This window comes from Streptomyces sp. NBC_00299, from assembly GCF_036173045.1.
GTDB classification, from domain to species: domain Bacteria; phylum Actinomycetota; class Actinomycetes; order Streptomycetales; family Streptomycetaceae; genus Streptomyces; species Streptomyces machairae.
The window spans coordinates 8,120,084-8,146,559 of sequence record NZ_CP108039.1; the positions used below are offsets into that span (position 1 = coordinate 8,120,084).

General features: G+C 71.4%; 26 protein-coding genes. 10 read left to right on the forward strand and 16 right to left on the reverse strand.

All coding sequences use genetic code 11. The features are described 5' to 3' along the window. Positions 1 to 117: 117 nt before the first annotated feature. The 3 genes from rocD to OHT51_RS36340 all read right to left on the reverse strand — a co-directional run bounded on the left by rocD (position 118) and on the right by OHT51_RS36340 (position 2,795). Positions 118 to 1,335 carry an ornithine--oxo-acid transaminase gene (gene rocD / locus OHT51_RS36330; RefSeq protein ID WP_328883132.1) on the reverse strand — a complete coding sequence of 406 codons (1,218 nt, stop codon included), beginning with the start codon at positions 1,333 to 1,335 and terminating at the stop codon, positions 118 to 120. Further along, entirely contained in the window at positions 1,332 to 2,144 is an 813-nt protein-coding gene (gene ddaH, locus OHT51_RS36335; RefSeq protein ID WP_328883133.1) for a dimethylargininase, read from the reverse strand. The genes rocD and ddaH overlap by 4 nt, the downstream gene beginning before the upstream one ends. 147 nt (positions 2,145 to 2,291) lie before the next feature. Further along, the gene (locus OHT51_RS36340; protein WP_328883134.1) at positions 2,292 to 2,795 is read right to left on the reverse strand and encodes an Lrp/AsnC family transcriptional regulator; all 504 of its coding nucleotides are present in this window, start codon (positions 2,793 to 2,795) and stop codon (positions 2,292 to 2,294) included. An 89-nt stretch (positions 2,796 to 2,884) separates the two neighbouring features. Here OHT51_RS36340 and OHT51_RS36345 point away from each other — a divergent pair, with 89 nt between their 5' ends. From OHT51_RS36345 to OHT51_RS36360, 4 genes are all read left to right on the forward strand, one after another. Further along, positions 2,885 to 3,649: a LytR/AlgR family response regulator transcription factor gene (locus OHT51_RS36345; protein ID WP_328883135.1), complete on the forward strand. Its 765-nt coding sequence runs from the start codon at positions 2,885 to 2,887 to the stop codon at positions 3,647 to 3,649. A 2-nt stretch (positions 3,650 to 3,651) separates the two neighbouring features. Continuing rightward, on the forward strand, positions 3,652 to 4,011 hold the full coding sequence (locus tag OHT51_RS36350) for a hypothetical protein (RefSeq protein WP_328883136.1): 360 nt from the start codon (positions 3,652 to 3,654) through the stop codon (positions 4,009 to 4,011). A 22-nt stretch (positions 4,012 to 4,033) separates the two neighbouring features. Beyond that, positions 4,034 to 5,746: a sodium/solute symporter gene (locus OHT51_RS36355; RefSeq protein WP_328883137.1), complete on the forward strand. Its 1,713-nt coding sequence runs from the start codon at positions 4,034 to 4,036 to the stop codon at positions 5,744 to 5,746. Positions 5,747 to 5,824: 78 nt separating this feature from the next. Continuing rightward, positions 5,825 to 7,039, forward strand: a complete 1,215-nt coding sequence (locus tag OHT51_RS36360) for a sensor histidine kinase (protein WP_328883138.1) — start codon at positions 5,825 to 5,827, stop codon at positions 7,037 to 7,039. Between the two features lie 3 nt (positions 7,040 to 7,042). Here OHT51_RS36360 and OHT51_RS36365 read toward each other — a convergent pair whose 3' ends face one another. From OHT51_RS36365 to OHT51_RS36395, 7 genes are all read right to left on the reverse strand, one after another. Continuing rightward, a complete protein-coding gene (locus OHT51_RS36365; RefSeq protein WP_328429244.1) occupies positions 7,043 to 7,213 on the reverse strand; it encodes a hypothetical protein in 171 nt (56 codons plus the stop codon). Between the two features lie 12 nt (positions 7,214 to 7,225). Next, on the reverse strand, positions 7,226 to 9,121 hold the full coding sequence (locus tag OHT51_RS36370) for a serine/threonine-protein kinase (RefSeq protein WP_328883139.1): 1,896 nt from the start codon (positions 9,119 to 9,121) through the stop codon (positions 7,226 to 7,228). Positions 9,122 to 9,162: 41 nt separating this feature from the next. Continuing rightward, entirely contained in the window at positions 9,163 to 10,479 is a 1,317-nt protein-coding gene (locus OHT51_RS36375) for a DUF6777 domain-containing protein (protein WP_328883140.1), read from the reverse strand. Positions 10,480 to 10,660: 181 nt separating this feature from the next. Then, positions 10,661 to 11,611 carry a cytochrome c oxidase assembly protein gene (locus OHT51_RS36380; RefSeq protein WP_328884556.1) on the reverse strand — a complete coding sequence of 317 codons (951 nt, stop codon included), beginning with the start codon at positions 11,609 to 11,611 and terminating at the stop codon, positions 10,661 to 10,663. A 108-nt stretch (positions 11,612 to 11,719) separates the two neighbouring features. Next, the gene (locus OHT51_RS36385; RefSeq protein WP_328883141.1) at positions 11,720 to 12,745 is read right to left on the reverse strand and encodes a 6-phosphofructokinase; all 1,026 of its coding nucleotides are present in this window, start codon (positions 12,743 to 12,745) and stop codon (positions 11,720 to 11,722) included. Positions 12,746 to 12,946: 201 nt separating this feature from the next. Further along, positions 12,947 to 13,675 (reverse strand): type 1 glutamine amidotransferase, encoded by a 729-nt coding sequence (locus OHT51_RS36390; RefSeq protein ID WP_328883142.1) that lies wholly within the window; start codon positions 13,673 to 13,675, stop codon positions 12,947 to 12,949. Between the two features lie 34 nt (positions 13,676 to 13,709). Then, positions 13,710 to 14,948: a MurT ligase domain-containing protein gene (locus OHT51_RS36395; protein ID WP_328883143.1), complete on the reverse strand. Its 1,239-nt coding sequence runs from the start codon at positions 14,946 to 14,948 to the stop codon at positions 13,710 to 13,712. 111 nt (positions 14,949 to 15,059) lie between these two features. Here OHT51_RS36395 and def point away from each other — a divergent pair, with 111 nt between their 5' ends. Next, entirely contained in the window at positions 15,060 to 15,614 is a 555-nt protein-coding gene (gene def, locus OHT51_RS36400) for a peptide deformylase (RefSeq protein WP_328883144.1), read from the forward strand. A gap of 6 nt (positions 15,615 to 15,620) precedes the next feature. Here the strand turns inward: def and OHT51_RS36405 are convergent, their stop codons facing one another. After that, positions 15,621 to 16,265, reverse strand: coding sequence for a TetR family transcriptional regulator (locus OHT51_RS36405; RefSeq protein WP_328883145.1), 645 nt, complete (start codon positions 16,263 to 16,265; stop codon positions 15,621 to 15,623). Between the two features lie 180 nt (positions 16,266 to 16,445). Here OHT51_RS36405 and OHT51_RS36410 point away from each other — a divergent pair, with 180 nt between their 5' ends. Further along, positions 16,446 to 17,675, forward strand: coding sequence for an acyl-CoA dehydrogenase family protein (locus tag OHT51_RS36410; RefSeq protein ID WP_328429253.1), 1,230 nt, complete (start codon positions 16,446 to 16,448; stop codon positions 17,673 to 17,675). 48 nt (positions 17,676 to 17,723) lie between these two features. Here OHT51_RS36410 and OHT51_RS36415 read toward each other — a convergent pair whose 3' ends face one another. The 5 genes from OHT51_RS36415 to OHT51_RS36435 all read right to left on the reverse strand — a co-directional run bounded on the left by OHT51_RS36415 (position 17,724) and on the right by OHT51_RS36435 (position 22,453). Continuing rightward, a complete protein-coding gene (locus OHT51_RS36415) occupies positions 17,724 to 17,960 on the reverse strand; it encodes a DUF6213 family protein (RefSeq protein WP_328429254.1) in 237 nt (78 codons plus the stop codon). A gap of 25 nt (positions 17,961 to 17,985) precedes the next feature. Then, the gene (locus tag OHT51_RS36420) at positions 17,986 to 19,380 is read right to left on the reverse strand and encodes an NADP-dependent succinic semialdehyde dehydrogenase (RefSeq protein ID WP_328883146.1); all 1,395 of its coding nucleotides are present in this window, start codon (positions 19,378 to 19,380) and stop codon (positions 17,986 to 17,988) included. 76 nt (positions 19,381 to 19,456) lie between these two features. After that, positions 19,457 to 19,939 carry an NUDIX domain-containing protein gene (locus OHT51_RS36425; RefSeq protein WP_328883147.1) on the reverse strand — a complete coding sequence of 161 codons (483 nt, stop codon included), beginning with the start codon at positions 19,937 to 19,939 and terminating at the stop codon, positions 19,457 to 19,459. Positions 19,940 to 19,955: 16 nt separating this feature from the next. After that, positions 19,956 to 21,494, reverse strand: coding sequence for an ATP-dependent DNA ligase (locus tag OHT51_RS36430; RefSeq protein ID WP_328883148.1), 1,539 nt, complete (start codon positions 21,492 to 21,494; stop codon positions 19,956 to 19,958). 29 nt (positions 21,495 to 21,523) lie between these two features. Next, entirely contained in the window at positions 21,524 to 22,453 is a 930-nt protein-coding gene (locus tag OHT51_RS36435) for an NAD(P)/FAD-dependent oxidoreductase (RefSeq protein WP_328883149.1), read from the reverse strand. 77 nt (positions 22,454 to 22,530) lie between these two features. On the opposite strand from OHT51_RS36435, the gene OHT51_RS36440 reads away from it, so the two are divergent. The 4 genes from OHT51_RS36440 (at position 22,531) to OHT51_RS36455 (ending at position 26,450) form a co-directional block, all read left to right on the forward strand. Beyond that, complete coding sequence (locus OHT51_RS36440) at positions 22,531 to 23,106, forward strand: helix-turn-helix domain-containing protein (RefSeq protein WP_328883150.1); 576 nt, start codon at positions 22,531 to 22,533, stop codon at positions 23,104 to 23,106. A 103-nt stretch (positions 23,107 to 23,209) separates the two neighbouring features. Further along, the gene (locus tag OHT51_RS36445; RefSeq protein WP_328883151.1) at positions 23,210 to 24,187 is read left to right on the forward strand and encodes an NADPH:quinone oxidoreductase family protein; all 978 of its coding nucleotides are present in this window, start codon (positions 23,210 to 23,212) and stop codon (positions 24,185 to 24,187) included. Then, positions 24,184 to 25,368: an acyl-CoA dehydrogenase family protein gene (locus OHT51_RS36450; protein ID WP_328883152.1), complete on the forward strand. Its 1,185-nt coding sequence runs from the start codon at positions 24,184 to 24,186 to the stop codon at positions 25,366 to 25,368. The genes OHT51_RS36445 and OHT51_RS36450 overlap by 4 nt, the downstream gene beginning before the upstream one ends. Beyond that, a complete protein-coding gene (locus tag OHT51_RS36455) occupies positions 25,365 to 26,450 on the forward strand; it encodes an acyl-CoA dehydrogenase family protein (protein WP_328883153.1) in 1,086 nt (361 codons plus the stop codon). The genes OHT51_RS36450 and OHT51_RS36455 overlap by 4 nt, the downstream gene beginning before the upstream one ends. Positions 26,451 to 26,476 lie beyond the last annotated feature (26 nt).

A 26,476-nucleotide genomic window follows, 5' to 3' on the forward strand; every position in this document is an offset into this window, starting at 1 on the left:
CGGGTGTTGGGCGTACTTGTTGCGCGGCGGGGCCTCACGGCCGGGACCGGGGTGGCCCGGCCGGACGCCCGAAGCCCGGTCCCCGCGTGAGGAACCGGGCTGCCGGGGCGGGTCGGACTACTTCAGTACCTTCTCCAGCCTTCCCAGCGCCCCCACCAGTTCCTCCGCCGTGATGGTCAGGGGCGGGGCCAGACGGATCGTGGAGCCGTGGGTGTCCTTGACCAGGATTCCCTCGCGCATGAGACGCTCGCCGATCTCCCGGCCCGTGCCGACCGCCGGGTCGACGTCGACGCCCGCCCACAGGCCCCGCGCCCGGAATCCGAGGACGCCCTTGCCGACCAGGTCCGACAGGCCGCTGCGCAGGATCGTGCCCAGCTCGGCGGCCCGGCGCTGGAACTCGCCCGTCTCCAGGAGCCCGACCACGGCCGTGCCGACCGCGGCGGCCAGCGGGTTGCCGCCGAACGTCGAGCCGTGCTCGCCCGGCCGCAGCACGCCGAGTACGTCCCGGCGGGCCACCACCGCGGACACCGGCACGATGCCGCCGCCCAGCGCCTTGCCCAGCAGCACCATGTCCGGGACGACACCCTCGTGCTCGACGGCGAGCGTCCGGCCCGTGCGGCCGAGGCCCGACTGGATCTCGTCCGCGATGAACAGGCAGCCCTTGCGGCGGGTCAGCTCGCGCACGCCGGCCAGGTAGCCCGAATCAGGGATGAGGACGCCCGCCTCGCCCTGGATCGGCTCCAGCAGCACCGCCGCCGTCGTCTCGTCGACCGCCGCCTCCAGCGCCGCCAGGTCGTTGTACGGCACGACCCGGAAACCCGGCGTGAACGGGCCGAAGCCCTGCCGCGCGGTCTCGTCCGTGGAGAACGACACGATCGTCGTCGTACGGCCGTGGAAGTTGTCCGCCGCGACCACGATCGTCGCCTGGTCGGCCGGGACGCCCTTCACCTCGTACGCCCACTTGCGGGCCACCTTGATGCCGCTCTCCACGGCCTCGGCGCCGGTGTTCATCGGCAGCACCATGTCCAGGCCCGTCAACGCGGCCAGGCGCTCCGCGAACTCGGCGAGCCGGTCGTTGTGGAAGGCGCGCGAGGTGAGCGTCAGGCGGTCGAGCTGGGCGTGCGCCGCCTCGACCAGCGCCGGGTGGCGGTGGCCGAAGTTCAGAGCCGAGTAGCCGGCCAGCATGTCCAGGTAGCGGCGGCCCTCCACGTCCTCCACCCAGGTGCCCTCGGCACGGGCGACGACCACGGGCAGCGGATGGTAGTTGTGCGCCAGGACCGGCTCCTCGGCGCGGATCAGATCGGCGGACGAACGGGTCTGCGCGGGCGCGGTCATGAGCGGATCTCCTGGGTGCAGCACTTGATGCCACCGCCGGCCTTGCGGAACTCCGACAGGTCGACGGGGACGGGGACATAGCCGCGCTCGTCCAGCCGGGCCGCGAGGGCCTCGGCCTGCGGCGCGATGAAGACGTGACGGCCGTCGGACACGGAGTTCAGGCCGAAGGCCGCGGCGTCGTCGCGGGTGGCGAGCACCGCGTCCGGATACAGCCGCGCGAGCACCTCACGGCTGCCCGGCGAGAACGCCTCCGGGTAGTAGGCGATGTTGTCGTCGTCGAGCACGAACAGCGCCGTGTCGAGGTGGTAGAAGTACGGGTCCACCAGCGTCAGGCTGATCACCGGGTGGCCGAAGAACTCCTGCACCTCGCGGTGCGCCTCCCGGGTGGTGCGGAATCCGGTGCCGGCGAGCACATAACGGCCCGTCCAGACCAGATCGCCCTCGCCCTCGCAGACGGACTCGGGCCGGTACACGTCGAAGCCCGCCGTCTTGAACCACGTGTCGTAGTGCGTGGACTCGGGGCGGCGCTCGCCGGCGTGGAAGAGGGAGCCGAAGACACGGCCGCCGACGACGACGGCCGAGTTCGCGGCGAAGACCATGTCGGGGAGGCCGGGGACCGGCTCAACGGTGTCGACGTCGTGGCCGTGGGAGCGGTAGGCGCTGATCAGCGAGCGCCACTGCTCATGCGCCAGATCGACGTCGACGCGGACGTCGGGCTGCATCCAGGGGTTGATCGCGTACTGCACGGCGAAATGTCTGGGTTCGCAGACGAGGAAGCGCCGCCGGCGCGGCACACGGGTATCGGTCACAGAGGGGTTCCTCCGCTTCCTGCGGTGTCGATGAGGATTGACACCAAGGTAAGAAGGCACCCTGACGAGCGACAAGCAACGAAAATTGCGTGTCCACGCAGGAATGCTGCGTATTTCGCCGACCTGGCGCATGCCTGCTGCGTGGCCTCAGATTCCTGCGCCTTCCTCCGGCGCGGCGAGGCCCGCCGCGCCCGCTTCCGGACTCTCCGGGAGGAGATGGGACAACACCATCACGCTGATCGTCTTGCGGATGAACGGCTCGACACGGATGCGCTCCAGCACCTCCTCGAAGTGCTCCACGTCCCGCGCCCGCACATGCAGCAGGGCGTCCGCGCCCCCGGTCACCGTCATCGCCGCCGTGATCTCCGGATGGTTGCGGACCACCTCCGCGAGCCGCCGCGGCGGGGCCGCGCCCTCGCAGTACACCTCGACGTACGCCTCCGTTCGCCAGCCCAGCGCCGACGGCTGGACCGTGGCCGAGAACCCGGTGATCACGCCCGTGTCGCGCAGCCGGTCCACGCGCCGCTTGACCGCCGTCGCGGACAGTCCGACGCTCGTGCCGATCTCGGCGAAGCTCTTCCTGGCGTTCGCCATCAGGGCGGTGATGATCTTCCGGTCGAGTTCGTCGAAGGACGCCGCGCCGCTGTTCATGAGGGCACTGTAAGCGGCCCGACACCCAGCGCGAACGTCCGACCGGAGCACATGTCCAAGCGTGCGAATAGCTCCTACACTCCGGGTTCATGCTGCGCGCCCTGGCTGTCGACGACGAACGCCCCTCGCTGGAGGAGCTGCTCTACCTCCTCAACGCCGACCCCCGCATCGGCAGCGCGGAGGGCGCCGGCGACGCGACGGAGGCGCTGCGCCGCATCAACCGCGCCCTGGAGTCCGGGCCGGGCGGGCCGGAGGCGATCGACGTCGTCTTCCTGGACATCAACATGCCCGGCCTGGACGGTCTGGACATGGCCCGGCTCCTCACCGGCTTCGCCAAGCCGCCGCTGGTCGTGTTCGTCACCGCCCACGAGGACTTCGCCGTCCAGGCCTTCGACCTCAAGGCCGTCGACTACGTCCTCAAGCCCGTCCGCAAGGAGCGGCTCGCCGAGGCGGTCCGCCGCGCCGTCGAACTGCGCGCCGCCGAGCTCCGCGACGCCCCGCCCCGCATACCCGTGAGCGAGCCCGACCCCGACCACATACCCGTGGAACTCGGCGGCGTGACCCGCTTCGTCTCCGTCGAGGACATCACCCACGTCGAGGCCCAGGGCGACTACGCCCGGCTGCACACCGACAAGGGCAGCCACCTCGTCCGCATCCCGCTGTCCACCCTGGAGGAGCGCTGGCGCTCCCGGGGCTTCGTCCGCATCCACCGCCGCCACCTCGTCGCCCTGCGCCACATCGGCGAACTCCGCCTGGACGCGGGCACCGTCAGCGTCATGGTGGGCTCCGAGGAACTCCAGGTCAGCCGCCGGCACACGCGCGAGCTGCGGGACCTGCTGATGAGGAGGCCGTGACGATGCCCCAGAACCCCGCCGAACGCCGCGTCGTCGTCACCGGCCCGCCCCGGCAGACCCGCCGCGTCTCCGGCTACTACCGGCCCCGCACCGAGATCGACGAGCAGACCACCCTCGGCCATACCTACGTCCGCTCCCTGATGCGCACCCAACTGCGCACCGCCCTCGCGGTGTTCGCCGTCCTCGGCCTGCTCATCGGCCCGCTGCCCCTGCTCTTCGCGGCGATGCCGGACGCCCGCCCCCTGGTCTGGGCGATCCTCGGCTTCGGCCTCTACGCACCGCTGGTCCTGCTCGCCCGCTGGTTCGTGCGCCGAGCCGAGCGCAACGAACGGGACTTCGTCCGGCTCGTCGAAGACCGCTGAGCCCGAAAGAACCGATGCGGTCGTGAACTCCAGCTATGCCGTCCCCGCCGTCGCCCTCGTCGTCCTCGCGACCGTCCTCGTCGGCGCGTTCGGCCTGCGCATCTCCCGCACCACCTCCGACTTCTACGTCGCCTCCCGCACCGTCGGCCCGCGCCTCAACGCCGCCGCGATCAGCGGCGAGTACCTCTCCGCCGCCTCCTTCCTCGGCATCGCGGGCCTGGTCCTCGTCCAGGGCCCCGACATGCTCTGGTACCCGGTCGGCTACACCGCCGGCTACCTGGTCCTGCTGCTGTTCGTCGCGGCCCCGCTGCGCCGCTCCGGCGCCTACACCCTCCCCGACTTCGCCGAGGCCCGCCTCTCCTCGCAGGCCGTACGGCGGCTCGCGGGCGCCTTCGTCGTAGGCACCGGCTGGCTGTATCTGCTGCCCCAACTCCAGGGCGCCGGGCTGACGCTGACCGTGCTCACGGGGGCGCCCGACTGGCTCGGCGGAGTGATCGTCGCGGTCGTCGTGGTCGCCATCGTCGCCGCCGGCGGCATGCGCAGCATCACCTTCGTGCAGGCCTTCCAGTACTGGCTGAAACTCACCGCCCTGCTCGTCCCCGCCCTCTTCCTGATCCTCGCCTGGCAGGGCGACGGCGCCCCCCGCCACGCCTTCGACGAACCGGCGACGTTCCGCGAACAGAGCGTCGTCCGCGTCGACGACACCGTCGACCTGAAGCTCGACAGCCCGTTGACCGTCACCGTGAACGGCACGGTCGACGGCCGCACGCACGAGGACCAGAAGGTCCGACTCCCGGCCGGCACCCACCACATAGAGGCCGGCACCCGCCTGACCTTCGACAAGGGCGCCCCCGTCCCCGACCCGGACCGCGGCGGCAGCGGCAGCCTGTCGCCGTCGCAGGCCGAGAGCCGCGGCGAACGCCCGCTGTACGCCACGTACGGACTGATCCTCGCCACCTTCCTCGGCACCATGGGCCTGCCGCACGTCGTCGTCCGCTTCTACACCAGCCCGCACGGCGTCGCCGCCCGCCGCACCACGGTCGCCGTGCTCGGCCTGATCGGCGCCTTCTACCTCCTGCCCCCGGTCTACGGCGCCCTCGGCCGCCTCTACGCCCCCGAACTCGCCCTCTCCGGAGATGCGGACGCCGCCGTCCTGCTGCTGCCCGAGCGGATGATCGGCGGCCTCGGCGGTGACCTGCTCGGCGCGCTGGTCGCGGGCGGCGCCTTCGCCGCGTTCCTGTCGACGGCGTCGGGCCTGACCATGGCCGTCGCGGGCGTACTCACCCAGGACGTCCTCCCGTCCCGCGGCGTACGGCACTTCCGGCTCGGCACGGTCCTCGCCATGGCCGTCCCGCTCGCCGCGAGCGCCCTGGTCGGCGGGCTCCCCGTGGCCGACGCGGTGGGCCTCGCCTTCGCCGTGTCGGCGTCCTCGTTCTGCCCGCTGCTCGTGCTCGGCATCTGGTGGCGGCGGCTGACCCCGCCCGGCGCGGCAGCCGGGATGCTGGTGGGCGGCGGCTCCGCACTGCTCGCCGTCGCGGCGACGATGGCCGGCTTCCCTGGCTCCGGCGCCCTGCACGCCCTGCTCGCCTGGCCCGCGCTCTGGTCGGTGCCGCTGGGCTTCCTCACCATGGTGCTGGTGTCCCTGGCCACGCCGAGCCGGGTGCCGGCCGGCACGGCGGCGATCCTGGCGCGGTTCCATCTGCCGGAGGAACTGCGAGCGGAGGTGAAGGCATGAGGTGTCTCATCGCCGGACGGCGTGAGGCGGTGAAGGCATGAGGCCACCCATCGCCGGACGGCGTGCGACGGAGGCGATATGAGCGGCTTCATCGCAGGTCTGTGCGTGGCCGTCCTCCCGCTGCTCGCCGCAGGCTTCTGGCTCGGCCGGCGCACTGCCCGCCCCGAGAACTCCGGCGGCCTCGGCACCCCCGTCGAGCACGCCACCTTCGAGACCCTGCACACCGCCTCCCTCGCCGCGCCCCCGCTGCGCGCCGGGCTCACCGAGGAGACCGCCCGCAAGTCGGCCCGCAGGCTCCGCTCACTGCTCGGCACGGACGCGCTGTGTCTGACGGACCAGAAGGACGTCCTGGTCTGGGACGGGGTCGGCGGACATCACCGTACGGAGATCATGGAACTCCTAGCCGGCCCCCTGGAGTCGGGTCGCGGCGAGGCCTTCCCGCTGACCTGCGACACCCCCGACTGCCCGGTGCGCTGGGCGGTGGTCGCCCCGCTCACCGTCGACGACCGGGTCCACGGCGCTCTCGTCGCCTGCGCGCCCCGGGAGTCGGCCGTGCTGGTGCGCGCGGCCGGCGAGGTGGCCCGCTGGGTCTCGGTCCAGCTGGAGCTGGCCGACCTCGACCAGTCCCGCACCCGCCTGATCGAGGCCGAGATCAAGGCCCTGCGGGCGCAGATCTCCCCGCACTTCATCTTCAACTCGCTCGCGGTGATCGCCAGCTTCGTCCGCACCGACCCCGAGCGCGCCCGCGAACTGCTCCTGGAGTTCGCCGACTTCACCCGCTACTCCTTCCGCAGGCACGGCGACTTCACCACCCTCGCCGAAGAACTGCATGCCATCGACCACTACTTGGCGCTCGTGCGGGCACGCTTCGGCGACCGCCTGTCGGTCACCCTGCAGATCGCCCCCGAGGTGCTGCCGGTGGCCCTGCCCTTCCTCTGCCTCCAGCCGCTCGTCGAGAACGCCGTCAAGCACGGCCTGGAGGGCAAGGCGGCGTCCGCGGGCAGGAGCCACATCAGCATCACCGCACAGGACGCCGGCGCCGAGGCCCTCGTCGTCATCGAGGACGACGGCGCCGGAATGGACCCCGTCCTGCTGCGCCGCATCCTCGCCGGCGAGGTCAGCCCGTCGGGCGGCATCGGGCTGTCCAATGTCGACGACCGGCTCCGGCAGGTCTACGGCGACGCCTACGGGCTCGTCATCGAGACCGCCCCGGGAGCGGGCATGAAGATCACCGCCCGGCTGCCGAAGTACCAGCCGGGCGTGCACTCCGCGGGGCGGCTCACCCGGGAGTGAGGCTCAGCTGCCGCGACTGGCCACCATCCCCAGCGTGATCAGCCCCAGCACCACCCACCCGAACCACAGCCAGCCATTGCTCCCGAGCGCCACCGTGTAGGCAGTCACCACGACGAGTCCGCCGACGGTGACCACCCCCATCGCCTTGGTAGAACCGTCCGTAGAACCGGGCATCGCAACACCCTCCTAGGCTTCGTCCCCCTCCATGGTGCCCCCGTTCTGCTTCCTGACGGTGCACACGACGAAATGAGTGCCCGTCTTCCAGGCCCCCTCGCTCGTCCAGGAGCCCGCCGTGTAGACGGAAGGATCGAAGCCGTAGTCGCGTGGCGGCACCTGGCGGGCGCACGCCGTGTCCGACTCCGTGCGCGCCTCGGCCAGCGTGACGTCGTCGCCCAGTCGGGTGAACCCGAGCACCTGCTCGTCGTGCGGGTCCGCGCAGGACACCAGGCGGGCGTCCCGGCGGGAGCGGACCTCCAGACAGTCCCTGCGCTGCATGGTCGCCGTGTCGGCGAAGGCCGACCCCGGTTTCCGATGCCCGCCCAGCGGCCCGTACACCGGCCCGTGCGCGCCCAGCACCAGACAGGCGGTGCGCCGCCCGGCCGCCTCGAAGCCCGCCTCGGTCGGTACGACGGCGAAGCTGCGGACGTCCGCCAGCCTCCCGCGGAGCTCCTCCGTCCGCTCCTCGCACGCCCCCGGCCCCTTCTCCCGCGCCTCGGCGGCGGACGCGGCCCCGACGAACGCCAGCACCTGCCCGTCGGGCACCTTCTCCCGGCAACCGGGATCGACACTGAGCCGGGGCGTGCCCCGGAAGGGAGCCGTGCCGGGCCAGTCGGCGAGCACGCAGTCACCGTCCTTCAGCGCACTGCCGAGTCCGACGGTGTCGCCGTACGGCCGCGCGGACCCCGTGGTGTCCGGCGACTGGGCCATGGCGTACCAGACGCCCACTCCGGCGAGCGCCAGCCCGAGGATGCCGCCGAGGACCGCGTGGAGGATGCGGGGACGGGCTCGGCGCCGCCCGTCGGGACCGGGACCGAGGCCCTGTCGACCACCGTGTGCACCGGACGCGGGACCGAAGCCCGCCAGGCCGCCGGGCCGCTCGGACACCGGCATGGGCGGGGAGCCGAAGCCCGTCGCGCCGGGCATGCGCCCCGGCGGCGCCCCGTCCCAGTGCGGCTGCGAACCCAGGTCGGTCTGTGTCCGCGCGTACGCGTCGACCTCCGGAGTGACGATCCGCGACAGCGCCGCCTCCGCCTCCACCGCGGACATCCGCAGTGCCGGATCCTTCTCCAGCAACGCCCGCAGGACGGGCCCCAGCGCCCCGGCCCGCACGGCCGGCGGGGGCTCCTCCATGACCACCGCGGTGACCTGGGCCAGATGCGACTCGCGGTCGAAGGGCCCCCGGCCCTCGACGGCGTGGTACAGCGTGCAGCCCAGTGAGAACAGGTCGGTCGCCGGCGTCGGCGCCCCGCCCGTGACCCGCTCCGGCGCCAGATAGCCCGCCGTGCCCACGAGCACCGACGCCAGCGTGTACCGCGTCTCACCGGCGTCCGGCTGCACCGAGATGCCGTAGTCCGTGAGCAGCACCCGCCCGTACCGCGCCCCGGTGCGGTCCGGGGCCAGCAGGATGTTCGCCGGTTTCACGTCCCGGTGCATGACGCCCCGCTGGTGTCCGGCGGTCAGCGCGTCGAGGACGGCGAGCCCGATGCGGGCGCACTCCGCGGGTGCCAGCGGCCCGCGCTGGTCGATCAGGTCACGCAGATCGACGGCGCCCGTCACGTACTCCATGACGATCCACGGCAGCCCCTCGTGCTCCAGCACGTCGTGCACCGTCACCACATGCGGATGCCCGCGCAGCCCCGCCGCGTGCCGGGCCTCCGTTCGGGCACGGGCCACCCGGGCCTCACGCTCGCAGGCCTCGACCGGATCCCGGAACACGATCTCCTTCAGCGCGACCTCGCAGGCGAGTCTCCGGTCATGGGCGAGCCAGACATGGCCCATGCCGCCGCTGCCGAGCCGGTTCAGCAGCAGATAGCGGCCGGCGACGACCCGGCCCACTCCCGACGTCGATGATCCTGAAGGCATCCGGTGACTCCCCCGGGTTCTGCGGGTGCGCTACGTGGTTGTCAGACGGTCGAGGTTGCGCCGGGCCCGCCGGTGGACGGGGCGCTCGTCGCGGGCCGGCTGGTCTCGGGCGGCGGCGCGCTGCTGGTGACCGGAGCGCTGGTCGGGGCCGAGCTGGTGGTCTCCGGCGGTGAGCTGGGCGGGGACGGGGGTGGTGCGCTGGACGTGGGGTCCTTGGACGACGGGGGCTTCGCCGAGCCGGCCGGCGGGTCGGAGGAGGCCGGCTCGGACGAGGGCGGCGCCGCGGAGGACGGCGGGCCCGCGGACGGGGGCCCGCTGGTGGGACCCGGGCCGCTCGGTCCGGAGCTGACGGATCCGGAGGACGACGGCGGTGGAGTCGAGCCGGACGGCGGGGACGTGGACGTGGAGGACGACGAGGACGCCGACGGCGTCGACTCGGAAGACCCGGGCTCCGACCCCGACCCCGAACGCGGGGGAGTGGACGTCCCGGTCGACGAGCCACCGGACGTCGCCCCTCCGGCCACGCTCAACGTCACGTACTCCCCGAACCGCAGCTCCGTCCCGGCCGGCGGATCCGATGCCGTGACCCGGGCGTGGTCCGGCGGCAGCCCTCCGCCGGCGAGGGCGGCCGCCAGCCCCTTGCCGGCCAGCCGCCGGCTCGCCTGCCCGAACGTCGTCCCGGTGAGGTCGGGCACCGCACGCCGCTCCCGTGTGTCGAACTCCGTGTCGTCCTCGCCCGTGGTGCCGACGGGCCGGTTGACGCCCCGGTCGGGTTCTTGGACGTCCACGAGAGCGAGCTGCTCCACTTTCCGCGTCGCGGGCCGCACGGCCACCACGGACGACTTCTCGTAGCCCTTCCACTCCTCGTTGCGGTCGTCGAACTCGACCCTTATCCGCGTCGTGTCACCCTCGAAGGGCCGCAGCGGATTTCCGCACGAGCACTTCACCGCGGGAAGCCCCCGCTCGTCGACGAGAATCGCGATTCCCGTCTGCAGCAGCGCGTTGAAGGGGACGGCTTTTCCCTTTTTGTAGTCGTGGTTCTTCACGAGAGTGTCGTGACGCAGGAGTACGGCTGTGAGGCGGCCGAGATACCCCGGAATCTCTGCTGCACTGATGGAGAGCGCGGCTGCCCAGGCCTGTGCCTTGCGCTCGTTGGCCGGGTCGGTGAGGAACTCCTCCAGCCGTACGACGTCGCAGATCGTCGGCTGTTTCGAACCCCCGTACAGCCCAGGAGTGTCGCCCTGTTGCAGACCGCCGTGCGCCGCCGGCGCCCGGACCTGGGCGTCCCGCCCCAGCCCCTGGTTCTCGTCGAAGAAGGGCGCGAGCGACGGAACTCCCGCGGCCACCGCTTTCACCACGGACAACGGTGTGTTCCGATCGCACCCGCTGAGCGCCAGAACGAAGACCAACAGGACGGCGATCCTCCGAATCGCCGCTATTTCGGACCTGTGCACGAAAACGCGAAGCGCCATTACCGCTCCCCCCGGCGGTTCCCCCGACGCGCTTCATGCTACTGAAAGGCGCAGCCTTTCGGTTTCCTCAGTTCCCGCGTGCGTTCAATGAGGCCAAATAGGCGTTGTACGCCTCGAGTTCCTTGTCACCGTCCCGGTCGGCGGCCCGGTCCTTGCGCTTGGCCTGCCGCTGCTCGGAGCCGTACCACTGGAACAGCAGCGCGATCAGCACCAGCACGGACGGAATCTCACTGAACGCCCAGGCGATGCCGCCGGCCGCGTTCTGGTCGGAGAGCGCGTCGATGCCGAGTGAGGCGGGCGGGTTCTTGAACGTCTCGACCATCGGCTCCGACGCCATCATCAACGCGATGCCGAAGAACGCGTGGAACGGCATTCCCGCGAACAACTCCAGCATCCGCATCAGATACCCCGGCCGATGCGGACCGGGATCCACGCCGATGATCGGCCAGAAGAACACCACACCCACGGCGAGGAAATGCACCATCATCGCGATGTGGCCCGTCGCGGAGCCCATCAGGAAGTCGAACAGCGGCGTGAAGTACAGCGCGTAGAGACTGGCGATGAACAGCGGAATGGTGAACGCCGGATGCGTGATGATCCGCATGTACCGGCTGTGCAGCAGGGCCAGCAGCAGTTCCCGCGGCCCCTTGCGCCCGCGCCCGGCCGGCGGCATCGCACGCAGCGCCAGCGTCATCGGCGCGCCGAGCAGGAGGAGAATCGGCGACAACATGCTGATCACCATGTGCTGCACCATGTGCACGCTGAACATGACCATCCCGTAGTCATTCAGCCCGGTGCACATGACCAGCATCACGGACAGCACCCCGGCGACGTACGACACGGTCCGCCCCACGGGCCACTTGTCGCCGCGCCGTGCGAGCCGCACGACGCCCCACGCATACAGCGCGAGCCCCACCAGACAGGCGACGAGAAAGAACGGGTCCGCGGACCACGCGAGCCCTCGTCCCAGCGTGAACGGCGGCAAATCCATCAGCATGCCGTGCCCGCTGTGATCCATCCGCCGGCTCCTGTTTCGTGGGGGTTGTGCAAGTCTGTCCGCACACAGACTAGAACTGCCCCCGGTCGGCATTGCGACCGGGGGCATCTGTTCAAGGGCGAACCGGAGCTACAGCACGCACTCAGCCTCTTCGTACCGGTTCTCCGGCACGGTCTTCAGCGTCTCCACGGCCTCCGCCAGCGACACCATCACGATGTCGGTCCCGCGAAGTGCGGTCATCTTGCCGAACTCACCCCGGTGCACGGCCTCCACCGCGTGCCACCCGAACCGCGTCGCGAGGACCCGGTCGTAGGCGGTGGGCGTACCACCGCGCTGCACATGTCCGAGGATCACCGGCCGGGCCTCCTTGCCCAGGCGCCCCTCCAGCTCGATGGACAGCTGACGGGCGATCCCGGCGAACCGCTCGTGCCCGTAGATGTCCTTGCCGCCCTCGTCGAACGCCATGGAGCCGGGCCTCGGCTTGGCCCCCTCGGCCGCCACGACGATCGCGAAGCGCTTGCCCGCCTCGAACCGCGCGCCGACGACCCGGGTCAACTCCTCGATGTCGAAGGGCCGTTCCGGCACGACGATGGCGTGCGCGCCGGCCGCCATGCCGGAGTGCAGCGCGATCCAGCCGGTGTGCCGGCCCATGACCTCGACCACGAGCACCCGCTGGTGGGACTCGGCGGTGGTCTTGAGCCGGTCCAGGGCCTCGGTCGCAACGCCGACGGCCGTGTCGAAGCCGAAGGTGACGTCCGTGACCGCGATGTCGTTGTCGATGGTCTTCGGCACACCCACGACGGGCAGGCCGTTGTCCGACATCAGCCGGGCCGCCTTCAGCGTGCCCTCGCCGCCGATCGGGATGATCGCGTCGAGGCCGAGCTCCTCGAGATGGCCCTTCGCCCGCTCCACGCCGTCCCGCAGATGGGAGGGCTGGACCCGGGAGGAGCCGAGAATCGTGCCGCCGCGAGCCAGGATGCCGCTCACCGCGTCGAGGTCGAGCTTGAGGTAGTCGCACTCCAGGAGGCCCTTCCAGCCGTCCCGGAAGCCGATGACCTCGTCGCCGTGGTCGACGACGGCGCGGTGCACGACGGACCGGATGACGGCGTTCAGGCCGGGGCAGTCGCCGCCGGACGTGAGGACACCAATGCGCATAGCCCGAAAAACCTTCTCAACGTGGGCCGGGACCGGACCACGCTGTCCGGCTCGAATCCCCGCCACCCTAGCGGCATCAGGGGGCGGGGCCGAACCCTGCGTCCGCCTGCTGGACGACCCCGCTCACCTGTGCGGACGCACCGTCAGACGGGCTGGTGACAGCAGGCCGGCACCCAGGTGTACGAGCAGGTGCGAGGACCGTCAGGCAGGCTGCTGCGCGGCAGTGATGCGCTCGTTGCGGAGCGCCTCGTACCAGCGGTCGTCGGTCGGCGGCAGCGCGTTCACGTCGAGCGCGAGCTTCAGCAGCAGGTCGGCGATCAGCGGGTTCCGGGCGAGCACGGGCCCGTGCATGTACGTACCGAAGACGGTGTCGTTGTACGCGCCCTCCGTACCGTCGCCCGTGCCGTTGCCGTTGCCGAAGCGGACCTTGGCGAGCGGGCGGGCGGTGGGGCCGAGGTGGGTGACGCCCTGGTGGTTCTCGAAGCCGGTCAGCGGGGGCAGACCGAGGCGCGGGTCGATGTCGCCGAGCACGTCACCGACGCACCGGGCTCCTTCACCCCGCACCGACACCACGTCGATCAGGCCGAGACCGGGCTCGCGCTGGCCGAGGTCGTTGATGAACTCGTGGCCGAGGATCTGGTAGCCGGCGCACACCGAGAACACGATGGCGCCGTTCTCGACGGCCCGGGTAAGACCGCCGTCCCGGCGCAGCCGTTCGGCCGCCAGCCGCTGCGGCCGGTCCTCGCCGCCGCCGATGAGATAGATGTCGCCGGAGGTCGGGATCGGCTGGTCGCTGCGCACGTCGAGGCGGGCCACGTCCAGGCCGCGCTGCCGTGCCCGGCGCTCCACGACGAGGACGTTGCCCTGGTCGCCGTACGTGCTGAGCAGGTCCGGGTAGATCCAGACGACCCGCAGACTGTTGTCGCTCATGAAGTCACTGTCCTTGTGAGTACGTCTGAGTACGTCAGTTGCCGACGCGGCGGCGCAGGTCCTGGAACGCGGTGTAGTTCGCGATGACCTCGATACGGCCCGGCGGGCACAGCTGCACGGCCTGGTCGAGGGTGTCGCAGACCTGGAACTGCTGGTTCGCGACCTCCAGCCGCACCGCGAGGTCGAGTCTGCGGTCGCCGACGATGCAGATCGGGTGCCCGGTCAGCCGCGTGTAGTCGACGTCCCACAGCCAGGAGGTGTCGGTGCCGTCGGCGCCGCGCGCGTTCACGGAGAGGATCACCGGGGTCGGCGGCGGGTCGATGAGGGAGAACGTCTCCAGCCAGCCGGCCGGGTTCTTGGCGAGCAGCAGCCGCAGGTCCCGCCCCTCGAACTGCACGACGTCGTATCGCCCCGCGACGGCCTGCACCTGGTACATCCGCTCCAGGGCGACCTGCGGCGGTACTCCGAACACGGCGGCCACGGCGGCGGAGGAGGCGGCGTTGGCCTTGTTGGCGCGGCCGGGCAGCTGGAGGTGGATGGGCCAGGCCGACCCGTGCGGGTCGAGGACGTGATCACCGGACAGCGCCCAGCTCGGCGTGGGACGCCGGAAGCCGCACTCACCGCAGAACCAGTCGTCGCCCGGCCGCTGCATCACACCGCCGCACGACGGGCAGGACCAGGCGTCGTCCTTCCACATCTGCCCGGCGGCGACCCAGATCACATTCGGGGACGAGGAGGCCGCCCACACGACCAGCGGGTCGTCGGCGTTGGCGATGATCACGGCCTTCGAGCCGGCGAGTCCCTCGCGCCAGTTCTCGGCGAGCATGCGGGTCTCGGCGGCGCGGTCCAGCTGGTCACGGGAGAGGTTGAGCAGCGCGATGCACTTGGGGTCGGTGTCCCGGGCGACCCCGGCGAGGTACTTCTCGTCGACTTCGATGACGCCGTAGCGCGCCTCGGAGCTGCCCGCGAGTGCCGAGGTGATGCCGGCCGGCATGTTCGCGCCGAGCGCGTTGGAGACGACCGGTCCGGCGGCCCGCAGGGCCTCCGCGATGAGCCGGGTGGTCGTGGTCTTGCCGTTGGTCGCCGACACCAGGACCACGTCCAGGTTCTGCGCGAGCCGGGCGAGGAGATCGGGGTCGAGCTTGAGTGCCACCCGGCCGCCGATCACCGAACCGCTACCGCGCCCCGCGGCACGCGATGCCGCCGCGACCGCCTTGCCCGCGGTCACGGCCAGCTTGGCCCGCGGCGAAAGCGGGTCCGAGTTGCCTGACATCAGTTCTCGATCCTCCTTGCGTACGCGCCGCGCCTCTGCCTGACGGCAACGTGGTGGTGGTCAGCCTATCGAGATCCATTCGCACTCCCGAATCGCCGTACCCTTGCGGCCATGCGAAACGGCTCGATTCCGGGCGCGCGCGGGCGCGTCCGTCCCCTCACCGTGCTCGGCGACCCGGTGCTCCAGGCGCCCTGCAAGGATGTCACCGACTTCGGTCCCGAATTGGCGACGATGGTGGAGGACTTGTTCGCGACGATGTACGCGGCGCGTGGCGTGGGCCTCGCCGCGAACCAGATCGGCGAGCCACTGCGGGTGTTCGTGTACGACTGCCCGGACGACGAGGACGTCCGGCACCTCGGGCATGTGGTGAACCCTCGGCTGGTGGAGACGGACGGGGTGGTGCTCCGCGGCCCGGAGGGCTGCCTGTCCCTGCCGGGCCTGGAGGCGGGCACGGAGCGGTACGACCATGCGGTGATCGAGGGTTTCACGGTGACGGGGGAGCCGGTGACGATCCACGGGACGGGCTTCTTCGCGAGGTGCCTGCAGCACGAGTACGACCACGTGGAGGGCAGGCTGTACGCGGACCGCGTAACGGGCTGGCGCCACCGGCGCCTGATGCGACAGGTGGCCCGAGCCTCTTGGCACAGGCCGGCGCTGCCCACCTAGGGGCCGTCAGAACCCCGGACCGCCGATCTTGTCCCCCGCCGCGGCCAACCGCCCCCACAACAGGTCGGCCAGACTGCGCACCAACTCCGCCCGCGAGCACGGCCGTTCCCCGAGCCACCAGTCACCCGCGGCATGCATCATCCCGACGATCCCGTGCCCCCACACCCGGGCCAGCTGCTGACTGCCGGGACCGAGATCCAACCGCTCCTCGATGACGGTGGCCAGTTCCTCGCCCATCCTGCGGAGCAACGGCGCCGAGTGCTTGCCGACGTCGAACCCAGGGTCCCCCGGCTGGCCCCCCTCCGCCGGATGCATCAGGAAGCGGTACACCTGAGGCCGCGCCTCGATCGCCGCGAGATACGTGTCCAACGTGGCCTCGACGCGCTCACGCCGGTCCGCGGGGGCGTCCAGCGCCGCCCGCAGCGAGTCGAGCAACGCGTCCGTGTGCCGCATGGCCAACGCCGCGTAAAGTCCGCCCTTGTCACCGAAGTGCCGGTACAGAATCGGCTTCGTGATCCCCGCCTCGGCCGCGATCGCGTTCATCGAGGCCTGCGGACCGTCGCGAAGCACCACTCTGTCGGCGGCCTCCAGCAGCTCGCGCCGACGGCGGTCGGCGGACCGCTGTTGCTCGGTCCGCTGCGTGGTGTCCATGAGCTCTCCCCACCCGTGGTGAATCGATGACGCATGCGCAAACTAACACTCAACCAGCCGGAACCATCGAACGGACTGCCGACCGGGCATCGCGGGTTGACTTTATCTACCCGCGAGTAACAAACTAAGGTTACCGCTAGTAACAAGCATCAAGCATGCACGTACGCAGCTGGAGGGGACATGGCCGAGTTCACCATGGAGCTCAACGACGAACAGAAGGAGGTCCGGGACTGGCTGCACGGCTTCGCGGCCGATGTGATCCGCCCCGCGGCCGCCGAATGGGACGAGCGTGAGGAGACTCCCTGGCCGGTCATCCAGGAGGCCGCGAAGGTCGGCATCTACTCGCTCGACTTCTACGCCCAGCAGTACTTCGACCAGACCGGTCTCGGCATCCCCATGGCGATGGAGGAGCTGTTCTGGGGTGACGCGGGCATCGCCCTGTCGATCGTCGGCACCGGCCTCGCCGCCGTCGGCGTCCTCGCGAACGGCACCGAGGAGCAGATCGGCACCTGGGTGCCCCAGATGTACGGCGATGCCAACGATGTCAAGCTTGCCGCGTTCTGCTCCTCCGAGCCCGATGCCGGCTCCGACGTGGCCTCGATGCGGACCCGTGCCGTGTACGACGAGGCCAAGGACGAGTGGGTGATCAACGGCACGAAGACCTGGGCGACCAACGGCGGTATCGCCAACGTCCACGTGGTCGTCGCGGTCGTCGACCCGGACCTGGGGTCCAAGGGGCACGCGTCCTTCATCGTCCCGCCGAACACGCCCGGCCTGGCCCAGGGCCAGAAGTTCAAGAAGCACGGCATCCGTGCCTCGCACACCGCAGAGGTCGTCCTGGACAACGTGCGGGTGCCGGGTTCCTGCCTGCTGGGCGGCAAGCAGAAGCTGGACGAGCGGCTGGCGCGAGCCCGTGAGCGGGCCAAGGCGGGCGGCGGCGAGCGGGTGAAGAACGCGGCGATGGCCACGTTCGAGGCCTCGCGGCCGGCCGTCGGCGCGATGGCCGTGGGTACGGCCCGTGCCGCGTATGAAGTCGCCCTCGACTACGCGATGACGCGTGAGCAGTTCGGGCGGCCGATCATCGACAACCAGGGTGTGGCGTTCCAGCTGGCCGAGATGGCGACGCAGATCGATGCCGCGCGGCTGCTGGTGTGGCGTGCCTCCTGGATGGCGGTCAACGGGAAGCCGTTCACGGCGGCCGAGGGGTCGATGTCGAAGCTGTTCGCGAGCGAGACGTCGAAGAAGGTCACCGCCCAGGCGATACAGATCCTCGGGGGCAACGGCTACACGCGGGAGTACCCGGTGGAGCGCATGCACCGCGACAGCGCGATCTACACGATCTTCGAGGGCACGAGCGAGATCCAGCGGCTGGTGATCGCCCGTACGTTGTCGGGCATGTCGATTCGGTAGCGCCGCAGGGGTTTGCCGCAGGGCGTCCGCACGCCCTGCGGAGCTCTCCTATGGAGCGGTGCCGCTGCTGTGCGCGATGCACGCCACATCGATGCGGTCCGCGAGCTTCGCCAGCTCGATGGTCAGCGCAGCCACCGTGTCCTCGTCGAGCCCGTCCTCCCCGGCCTCGACAAGGTGCAGCCACCGACCACCCACCGTGCGCAGCAGCTTGCTCACATCGGAGGCAGCCACCTGCAAGGTCCCGCGGTCATCGACGATCAGCGGCAGAGTAACTTCGCGGTTCACACCCGGGATCGTAGTCGCGTGGCGCTCACGCACCCTGCCAAACCGTGGTGATGTTGCAGAACTCGCGGATTCCGTGCCCGGACAGCTCACGCCCGTATCCGGACCGCTTCACTCCGCCGAACGGGAACGCCGGATGGGACGCCGTCATCCCGTTGACGTACACGCTTCCGGCCTCCAGATCCCGTACGAACCGGTCGACCTCGGCCTCGTCGCGGGTCCACACATTCGAACTCAGTCCGAACGGTGAGTCGTTGGCGATCAGTACCGCCTCGTCCAGGTCGTCGGCCCGGTACAGCGTGGCGACCGGCCCGAACGCCTCCTCGCGGTGGATCCGCATCTCGCGGGTGATGCCGGCGAGCACGGTGGGCGCGTAGTACCAGCCGGGCAGCTCGGGCCGGCGGAGCTGGTGGCCGCCGCACAGCACGGCCGCTCCGCTGCGCCGGGCGTCGTCGACGAGCTCCTCCAGGTCGTCCCGCCCCCGTTCGCTGGACAACGGGCCGACCTCCGTCTCCTCCTGCATCGGATCGCCGACCACCAGCGCCTTCATGCCCTCCACGAACCGCTCGGCGAACGCCTCGTAGACGTCCGTGTGCACGATGAACCGCTTGGCGGCGATGCACGACTGACCGGTGTTCTGCACGCGCGCGGTCACCGCGATCTGCGCGGCGCGGTCGACGTCGGCCGACGGCATCACGACGTAGGGGTCGCTGCCGCCCAGTTCCAGGACCGTCTTCTTGATCATCTCCCCGGCGGTGGCGGCGACCGCGCGGCCGGCAGGCTCGCTGCCGGTGAGCGTGGCCGCCCTGACGCGCTCGTCGCGCAGGATCTCGTCGACCTGTCCGGAGCCGACGAGCAGGGTCTGGAAGCAGCCCTCCGTGTAGCCCGCGCGGTGGAACAGATCCTCCAGGTAGAGGGCGGTCTGGGGGACGTTCGAGGCGTGCTTGAGGAGGCCGACGTTGCCCGCCATGAGCGCCGGGGCCGCGAAGCGGATCACCTGCCAGAGCGGGAAGTTCCACGGCATCACCGCGAGCACCGGGCCCAGCGGCCGGTAGCGGACCCGGACCCGCGAGGCGCCGGAGTCCTTCACGTCGGACTCGGGCGGCTCCTCGTCGGCGAGCAGTTCCTCGGCCCGCTCGGCGTACCAGCGCATCGCCTTGGCGCACTTGGCGACCTCCGCGCGCGACTGCGTGATGGGCTTGCCCATCTCGGTGGTCATCGTCCGGGCGATGTCGTCCTGGTCCCCCTCCAGGAGACTGGCGGCCTGGATCAGCAGGCGAGCCCGGTCGACGAAGCTGGTCGTCCGGTACGTGCGGAACGTGGCCTCGGCGAGCTGGAGCCTGCGCTCGATCTCCTCGGCACCCATGGCCTCGTACGTCTTGAGCGTCTCGCCGTTCGCCGGGTTCACCGTCGCGATGGGCATGACCGACCTCCTGGGAGCGGGCTGATGCTTCGACCTTCCCGCGCGGCGGTGGCTACCGCAACGCGTGTACGGCCGCTCAGGCCGAGTGCTCCGCCAGCCGGTCGAGAAACGCGGCCTGGGCCTTGACGACGACCTCCCGCGCCCGGTCGACGCCCAGCCACGCCACCCGGTCGAGCTCCGGGAACTCCTGGGTCCGCCCCGAGCGCGGCGGCCACTCCATCACGAACGTGCCGGGGACGACCGTCGCCGGGTCGAGGTCGGCCTCGACCGCCCACACCGTGACGATCTTTCCGCCCGACTGCTTGACCTCGCCGAGCGGTACGGCCTCCCCGTCGGGCGGTGCAAGACCCAGCTCCTCCTGGAACTCGCGGCGGGCTGCGTCCCAGGAGGGCTCGTCGGGTTCGTACTCGCCCTTCGGGACCGTCCAGGCCCCGGCGTCGCGCTTGGCGAAGAACGGGCCGCCCATATGGCCGAGCAACACTTCCAGACCGTCATCGGTGTGGCGGAACAGGAGCAGACCCGCACTGCGCTTCTCGCGCTTCCCGCCGGACGACGTCATGGCTTCACCTCCGCGGTCACGGCTTCACGTCCGGGTGGGCGGCGAGCAGGGTCTCGACCGTGTCCGCCTCCTCGGGCCGCTTGTCCTCGCGGTAGCGGACCACGCGCGCGAAGCGGAGAGTCACGCCGGCCGGGTAGCGGGTGGAGCGCTGCAGGCCGTCGTAGGCGATCTCGACGACCAGGTCGGGGCGCACGGTCACTCCCCAGCCCTGGTGTTCGACTGCGAGTTCCTGGAGCCGCTCGGTCTGCCAGCTCAGCATCGTGTCGGTCATGCCCTTGAAGGTCTTGCCGAGCATGGCGAAGGAGCCGTCCGCCGTGCGAGCGCCCAGGTGCAGGTTGGAGAGCTTGCCGGTCCTGCGGCCGTGGCCCCATTCGGCGGCCAGCACCACCAGGTCGAGGGTGTGCACCGGCTTGACCTTCAGCCAGGACGCGCCGCGCCGGCCCGCGCTGTAGGGGGCGTCGAGCGCTTTGACGACCACGCCCTCGTGGCCGCGCTTCAGGGTCTCGGCGAGAAAGTCCTCGGCCCGCGCGAGGTCCTCGGGCCCGGACACCGGGCTGCGGCGCACGCGCATCGGCTCGGGGACCAGCCGGGCCAGTTCCGCGTGCCGTTCGGCGAAGGGCAGGTCGAGCAGGTCGCGGTCGTCGACGGACAGGGCGTCGAAGAAGACCGGGGAGACGGGGACCTCCTTCGCCGCCGTCGCCACGTCCACGCGGGAGCCGACGCGGCCGGCGGTCTCCTGGAAGGAACGGGGGCGGCCCTGGCCGTCGAAGGCGATGACCTCCCCGTCCAGGATGAAGCGCTCGCCTCTCAACTCAAGTGCGGTCGCGGTCAGTTCGGGGAGCCGGTCGGTGATGTCGTCCAGGGTGCGGGTGTAGATCCGTACGGCCTCGCCGTCGCGGTGGACCTGGACGCGGATGCCGTCCAGCTTCTCCTCGACCACGCAGGCGCCGAGCTTGCCGACCGCCTCGGACACCGAGGAGGCGCTGTGCGCCAGCATCGGCAGGACGGGGCGGCCGACGGTGAGCCGGAAGCGTTCGAGGGCGGCGGGGCCGTCCGCGAGCAGGGCCTCGGCCACCGTCTGGAGCGACCCGGCGAGCATCACTGCCCGCCGCACGTCCGCCGGCGGTGCCTCGGTCGCCTGGGCCAGACCCTCCACCGCCACGGCATCCAGCGCGCCCTGCCGCACCTCGCCGGTGATCAGCCCGAACAGGAAGCGCTGCTCGTTCTCGGTGGCCGCGCCCATCAACTCGCCGACCAGACGGCCCCGTTCGGCCTGCGAACCGGTGCCTGACACCTTGCCGAGCCCGGTCAGCCGGGCGTCCACCTCGCGCACCGTGAGGGTCGGCTCGGCGGCCGGGGGGACCGGGCGGCTCAGCACCTTCCAGCCGATGCCGAGCCGCCCCTGCGGCAGCCGTCCTGCCAGATAAGGGATGACGATCGGTACGTCGTCAGCTTCGGCGTCCCGGAACAGCTCGGCGAGCAGAGCGATCTTCCGGGACCGCGCGGAGGTAGCGGCGACCTCCTGGGACACCTGGGCCAGCCGGGTCAGCAGCATGCAGCCATCGTGCACCGCAGGCGGCGGCTCTACACCCCCGCGGCCGCGTCGATGTCGGTCATCAGCATCTCCCCGTTGATCGTGGCCCCCGCCCGGTAGCCGCCCGCCGCCGCGTTCACGACCTGCTCGCCGAACCCCATCGCGTTGCCCGCGGCCCACACGCCCGGCACGGAGGTCAGGCCCGTCGCGTCGACCACCGGGTAGGCGCCGAAGGGCGTCTCGGTCATCTCGGCGCCGAGCCGCTCGAGCAGCGCGGTCTGCGGGATCGGACGGGGCGCGACGAACAGCGCCTGGCGGTCGTACGCCGAGCCGTTCGCCAGCCGCACTCCGGTGAGCCGGTCGTCCTCGACCACGAGCCCGGCGACCTCGCCGGGAACGACGTGCACGCCGGCCGCGGCGAGCCTGCGCAGGTCGTCGTCCGGCAGGTCGTCCTCGGCGACCTCGTGCAGGAAGAAGGTCACGTCCTTGGACCACTGGGAGACCATCAGCGCCTGGTGCACGCTCAGCGGGCCGGTCGCCAGCACCCCGAAGGCCTGGTCGCGCACCTCCCAGCCGTGGCAGTACGGGCAGTGCAGCACATCGCGCCCGAAGCGCTCGGCGACGCCGGGGACGGCGGGCAGCTCGTCCCTGAGGCCGGTCGTGATCACCAGCCGCCGGGCCCGCACGGTGCGTCCGCTCGCCAGCTCGACCGCGAAGTCCTCGCCCCGGGTGACGTCCACGGCGGTGTCCCGGACGAGCTCCACGCCGTACCGGGCGATCTCCTCGCGGCCGACCGCCAGGAACTCGGCGGGGGACATGCCGTCCCGGGTCAGATAGCCCTGCATGTGCGCGGCGGGCGCGTTGCGCGGCTGGCCCGCGTCGACGACCAGCGTGCGGCGCCGGGCCCGGCCCAGGACGAGGGCGGCCGAGAGACCCGCCGCACCGCCCCCGACGACGATCACTTCGTACGTTTCGGTCATGGTGACCACCTCCTCCCAGACCGTGCCGCCGAGGGCGCGGGATTGACAAACAAGTTTGCCGAAACTGCAATACCGGCATGAGTACCGATGAAGTTCTCGCGGGCGTGGGTCCCAGGCTGCGGCAGATGCGCAAAGAGCGCGAGGTGAGCCTCGCCTCGCTGTCCGAGGTGACCGGCATCTCGGTGAGCACGCTCTCCCGGCTGGAGTCCGGCCTGCGTAAACCCAGCCTGGAACTGCTGCTGCCGATCGCGCGGGCGCACCAAGTGCCGCTGGACGAGCTGGTCGGCAATCCCGTCGTCGGCGATCCGCGGGTGCGCGCCACCAAGCCGATCGAGCAGTACGGCCGCAAGCACTGGCCGCTGACCCGGCAGCCGGGCGGCCTCCAGGCCTTCAAGGTGCTCGAACCACAGCGCAGGCTCGAACCGGAGCCGCGCACGCACGAGGGCTACGAGTGGCTGTACGTCCTGTCGGGCAGACTGCGGCTGGTGCTCGGCGAGCACGACGTGGTGCTCACGGCGGGAGAGGCCGCCGAGTTCGACACACGGGTGCCGCACTGGTTCGGGTCGACGGGGGAGGGGCCGGTGGAGTTCCTGAGTCTGTTCGGGCCGCAGGGGGAGCGGATGCATGTGCGGGCGCGCCCCAAGAAGTCGTGACGCGCATGACTGTCTCCACAGGACTGTTCCCTGATCGGCAAGCGACCGCTTAGTATGCGAACCGACCCCGGTCAGACGAAGCAGTCCCCCGTGGAGGCACCGCATGCAGGCATGGCAAGTGCACGAGAACGGCGAGCCGAGCGAGGTGATGCGGCTCGAGGACGTCGAGACGCCCACGCCCGGTGACGGCCAGATCCTGCTGAAGGTGCGCGCCGCGAACATCAACTTCCCGGACGCCCTGCTGTGCCGGGGGCACTACCAGGTCAGGCCGCCGCTGCCCTTCACGCCCGGCGTGGAGATCTGCGGCGAGACGGAGGACGGGCGCCGGGTCCTCGCCAACCCCGCGCTGCCGTACGGCGGTTTCGCCGAGTACGCCGTCGCGGACGCCGCCGCCGTCCTGCCCGCCCCCGAGGCGCTGGACGACGCCGAGGCCGCCGCCCTGCACATCGGCTACCAGACCGGCTGGTTCGGCCTGCACCGGCGGGCCGGTCTGGAAGCCGGCGAGACGCTGCTCGTCCACGCTGCCGCTGGAGGGGTCGGCAGCGCGGCCGTGCAGCTCGGCAAGGCGGCCGGCGCACGGGTCATCGGTGTCGTGGGCGGCGCGGACAAGGCGGCCGTCGCCCGTGAGCTGGGCTGTGACGTCGTCATCGACCGGCGTGCCGAAAACGTCATCGGCGCCGTCAAGGAGGCCACCGGCGGCCGGGGCGCCGACGTCATCTACGACCCCGTCGGCGGCGAGGCCTACGCCCAGTCCGCCAAGGTCGTGGCCTTCGAGGGCCGGATCGTGGTCGTCGGCTTCGCCAGCGGCACGATCCCCAGCCCGGCGCTCAACCACGCGCTGGTGAAGAACTACTCGATCCTCGGCCTGCACTGGGGCCTGTACAACACCAAGAACCCGAAGCTGATCCAGCACTGCCACGAACAGCTCACCGAGCTGGCCGCCCGGGGCGCGATCAAGCCGCTGGTGAGCGAGCGGGTGCCGCTGGGCGGGGCCGCGGTCGCCGTCCAGAAGGTCGCCGACGGTGTCACCACCGGCCGTATCGCCGTCGTGCCGTCGCTGGAGAACGGAGCCGCCGCATGACGATCGACGCATCCGGACTCCGGCGCCGGACAGCCGAGCTGCTGGACGCCCAGCCGCCGACCGGCACCGACCGCCTGGACTTCCTGCGCGCCCGCTTCGACGCGGGCCTGGCGTGGGTGCACTACCCCGAGGGGCTCGGCGGACTCGGTGCTCCCCGCTCCCTCCAGGCCGTCGTGGACGCCGAGCTGGAGGTCGCGGGCGCCCCCGACAACGATCCGCGGCGCATCGGCATCGGGCTGGGCATGGCCGCGCCGACGATTCTCAAGTACGGCACCGAGGAGCAGAAGCAGCGGTATCTGCGGCCCCTGTGGACGGGTGAGGAGGTCTGGTGCCAGCTCTTCAGCGAGCCCGGCGCCGGATCCGACCTCGCCGCGCTGCGGACGCGCGCCGTCCGAGAAGGCGAGGACTGGGTCGTCAACGGGCAGAAGGTCTGGACTTCCAGCGCCCACATCGCCCGCTGGGCCATCCTCATCGCCCGCACCGACCCGGACGTGCCCAAGCACGCGGGCATCACCTACTTCCTCTGCGACATGACCGACCCCGGAGTCGAGGTCAGGCCGCTGCGGCAGATCACCGGTGAGGCCGAGTTCAACGAGGTCTTCCTCACCGACGTCCGCATCCCGGACTCACATCGCCTCGGCGAGGTCGGCGACGGCTGGCGGGTCGCGCAGACCACGCTGAACAACGAGCGCGTCGCGATCGGCGGCATGCGGCTGCCCCGCGAGGGCGGCATGATCGGCCCCATCGCCGAGACCTGGCGCGAGCGGCCCGAGCTGCGCACCCACGACCTGCACCAGCGGCTGCTGAAGCTGTGGGTGGAGTCCGAGGTCTCCCGCCTCGCCGCGGAGCGGCTGCGCCAGCAGCTCGTCGCGGGCCAGCCCGGCCCCGAGGGCGCCGGCATGAAGCTCGCCTTCGCCCGGCTCAACCAGGAGATCAGCGGCCTGGAGGTCGAACTGCGCGGCGAGGAGGGCCTGTTGTACGACGACTGGACCATGTGCCGCCCGGAGCTCGTGGACTTCACCGGCCGCGACGCCGGATACCGCTACCTGCGTTCCAAGGGCAACAGCATCGAGGGCGGGACCAGCGAGGTCCTGCTGAACATCGTCGCCGAGCGCGTCCTGGGCCTGCCGTCCGAGCCGCGCACCGACAAGGACGTCGCTTGGAAGGACCTGACCCGATGAAGACGCAGAGCGACTTGTTGTACTCGGAGGAGGAAGAGGCGCTGCGGGCCGCCGTACGGGACCTGCTCGCCGACCACTGCGACGCGCCCGGCGTCATCGCGCGCACCGAGTCGGACGCCCCGCACGACCTCGCGGCCTGGAAGGCGCTCGCGGACGGGATGGGTCTGGCCGGGCTCCTGGTACCGGAGGAGCAGGGCGGACAGGGCGCCACGCATCGCGAAGTCGCCGTCGTGCTGGAAGAGTTGGGGCGCGCGGTCGCGCCCGTGCCGTTCCTGACCAGCGCTGTCGTGGCCACCGAGGCCCTGCTCGGCTGCGAGACCGACGCGGGCCTGCTGGCCGAGCTGGCGTCCGGGCGGCGGATCGGCGCCCTCGCCGTGGCGCTGAACGTCGTTCCCGGCGGCGCCTTCAAGGCCGTACGGCATGAGGGCGGCGCCCTGCACGGGGAGCTGACCGGCATCGCCGACGCGGCGGTTGCCGACGTGCTGCTCGTGCCCGCGGACGACGGCGGACTGTACGCGGTCGACTCCGACGCCGTGACCGTCACCCCGCAGACGTCCCTGGACCTGACCCGCCCGGTGGCCACGGTGCGCCTGGACGGGGCGTCCGGCCGGCGGCTGGGGGCCGCCGAACCCGCCGTACGACGCGCCCTGCGCGCCGGAGCCGGGCTGCTCGCCTCCGAACAGTTCGGGCTCGCCGAGTGGACGTTGACGGAGACGGTCCGCTATCTGAAGGACCGCAAGCAGTTCAACCGGCCCGTCGGCGGCTTCCAGGCGCTCAAGCACCGGCTCGCCCAGCTGTGGCTGGAGGTCGTCAACCTCCGCGCCGCCGCCCGGGGCGCCGCCGACGCGCTCGCGACGGGGAACGACGTCGACGTGGCGGTGGCCGTCGCCCAGGCCTACACGGCGCCCGTCGCCGTGCACGCCGCCGAGGAGGCGCTGCAACTGCACGCCGGAATCGGCATGACCTGGGAGCACCCGGTCCACCTCTACCTGAAGCGCGCCAAGGCCGACTCCATCGCCTACGGGACGGCAGGCGCCCACCGTGCGGCGTTGGCCGAACTCGTCGACCTGCGGGCTCCCTGACGTACACCTGAGCGAACCCCGCGAAA

What these genes read in the sequence shown, in the direction of transcription:
- rocD (WP_328883132.1), bottom strand. Translation starts at nt 1,335, where the DNA reads ATGACCGCGCCCGCGCAGACCCGTTCGTCCGCCGATCTGATCCGCGCC.
- OHT51_RS36340 (WP_328883134.1), bottom strand. Translation starts at nt 2,795, where the DNA reads ATGAACAGCGGCGCGGCGTCCTTCGACGAACTCGACCGGAAGATCATC.
- OHT51_RS36345 (WP_328883135.1), top strand. Translation starts at nt 2,885, where the DNA reads ATGCTGCGCGCCCTGGCTGTCGACGACGAACGCCCCTCGCTGGAGGAG.
- OHT51_RS36350 (WP_328883136.1), top strand. Translation starts at nt 3,652, where the DNA reads ATGCCCCAGAACCCCGCCGAACGCCGCGTCGTCGTCACCGGCCCGCCC.
- OHT51_RS36360 (WP_328883138.1), top strand. Translation starts at nt 5,825, where the DNA reads ATGAGCGGCTTCATCGCAGGTCTGTGCGTGGCCGTCCTCCCGCTGCTC.
- OHT51_RS36365 (WP_328429244.1), bottom strand. Translation starts at nt 7,213, where the DNA reads ATGCCCGGTTCTACGGACGGTTCTACCAAGGCGATGGGGGTGGTCACC.
- OHT51_RS36370 (WP_328883139.1), bottom strand. Translation starts at nt 9,121, where the DNA reads ATGCCTTCAGGATCATCGACGTCGGGAGTGGGCCGGGTCGTCGCCGGC.
- OHT51_RS36380 (WP_328884556.1), bottom strand. Translation starts at nt 11,611, where the DNA reads ATGGATCACAGCGGGCACGGCATGCTGATGGATTTGCCGCCGTTCACG.
- OHT51_RS36385 (WP_328883141.1), bottom strand. Translation starts at nt 12,745, where the DNA reads ATGCGCATTGGTGTCCTCACGTCCGGCGGCGACTGCCCCGGCCTGAAC.
- OHT51_RS36390 (WP_328883142.1), bottom strand. Translation starts at nt 13,675, where the DNA reads ATGAGCGACAACAGTCTGCGGGTCGTCTGGATCTACCCGGACCTGCTC.
- OHT51_RS36395 (WP_328883143.1), bottom strand. Translation starts at nt 14,948, where the DNA reads ATGTCAGGCAACTCGGACCCGCTTTCGCCGCGGGCCAAGCTGGCCGTG.
- def (WP_328883144.1), top strand. Translation starts at nt 15,060, where the DNA reads ATGCGAAACGGCTCGATTCCGGGCGCGCGCGGGCGCGTCCGTCCCCTC.
- OHT51_RS36405 (WP_328883145.1), bottom strand. Translation starts at nt 16,265, where the DNA reads ATGGACACCACGCAGCGGACCGAGCAACAGCGGTCCGCCGACCGCCGT.
- OHT51_RS36410 (WP_328429253.1), top strand. Translation starts at nt 16,446, where the DNA reads ATGGCCGAGTTCACCATGGAGCTCAACGACGAACAGAAGGAGGTCCGG.
- OHT51_RS36420 (WP_328883146.1), bottom strand. Translation starts at nt 19,380, where the DNA reads ATGCCCATCGCGACGGTGAACCCGGCGAACGGCGAGACGCTCAAGACG.
- OHT51_RS36425 (WP_328883147.1), bottom strand. Translation starts at nt 19,939, where the DNA reads ATGACGTCGTCCGGCGGGAAGCGCGAGAAGCGCAGTGCGGGTCTGCTC.
- OHT51_RS36430 (WP_328883148.1), bottom strand. Translation starts at nt 21,494, where the DNA reads ATGCTGCTGACCCGGCTGGCCCAGGTGTCCCAGGAGGTCGCCGCTACC.
- OHT51_RS36435 (WP_328883149.1), bottom strand. Translation starts at nt 22,453, where the DNA reads ATGACCGAAACGTACGAAGTGATCGTCGTCGGGGGCGGTGCGGCGGGT.
- OHT51_RS36440 (WP_328883150.1), top strand. Translation starts at nt 22,531, where the DNA reads ATGAGTACCGATGAAGTTCTCGCGGGCGTGGGTCCCAGGCTGCGGCAG.
- OHT51_RS36445 (WP_328883151.1), top strand. Translation starts at nt 23,210, where the DNA reads ATGCAGGCATGGCAAGTGCACGAGAACGGCGAGCCGAGCGAGGTGATG.
- OHT51_RS36450 (WP_328883152.1), top strand. Translation starts at nt 24,184, where the DNA reads ATGACGATCGACGCATCCGGACTCCGGCGCCGGACAGCCGAGCTGCTG.
- OHT51_RS36455 (WP_328883153.1), top strand. Translation starts at nt 25,365, where the DNA reads ATGAAGACGCAGAGCGACTTGTTGTACTCGGAGGAGGAAGAGGCGCTG.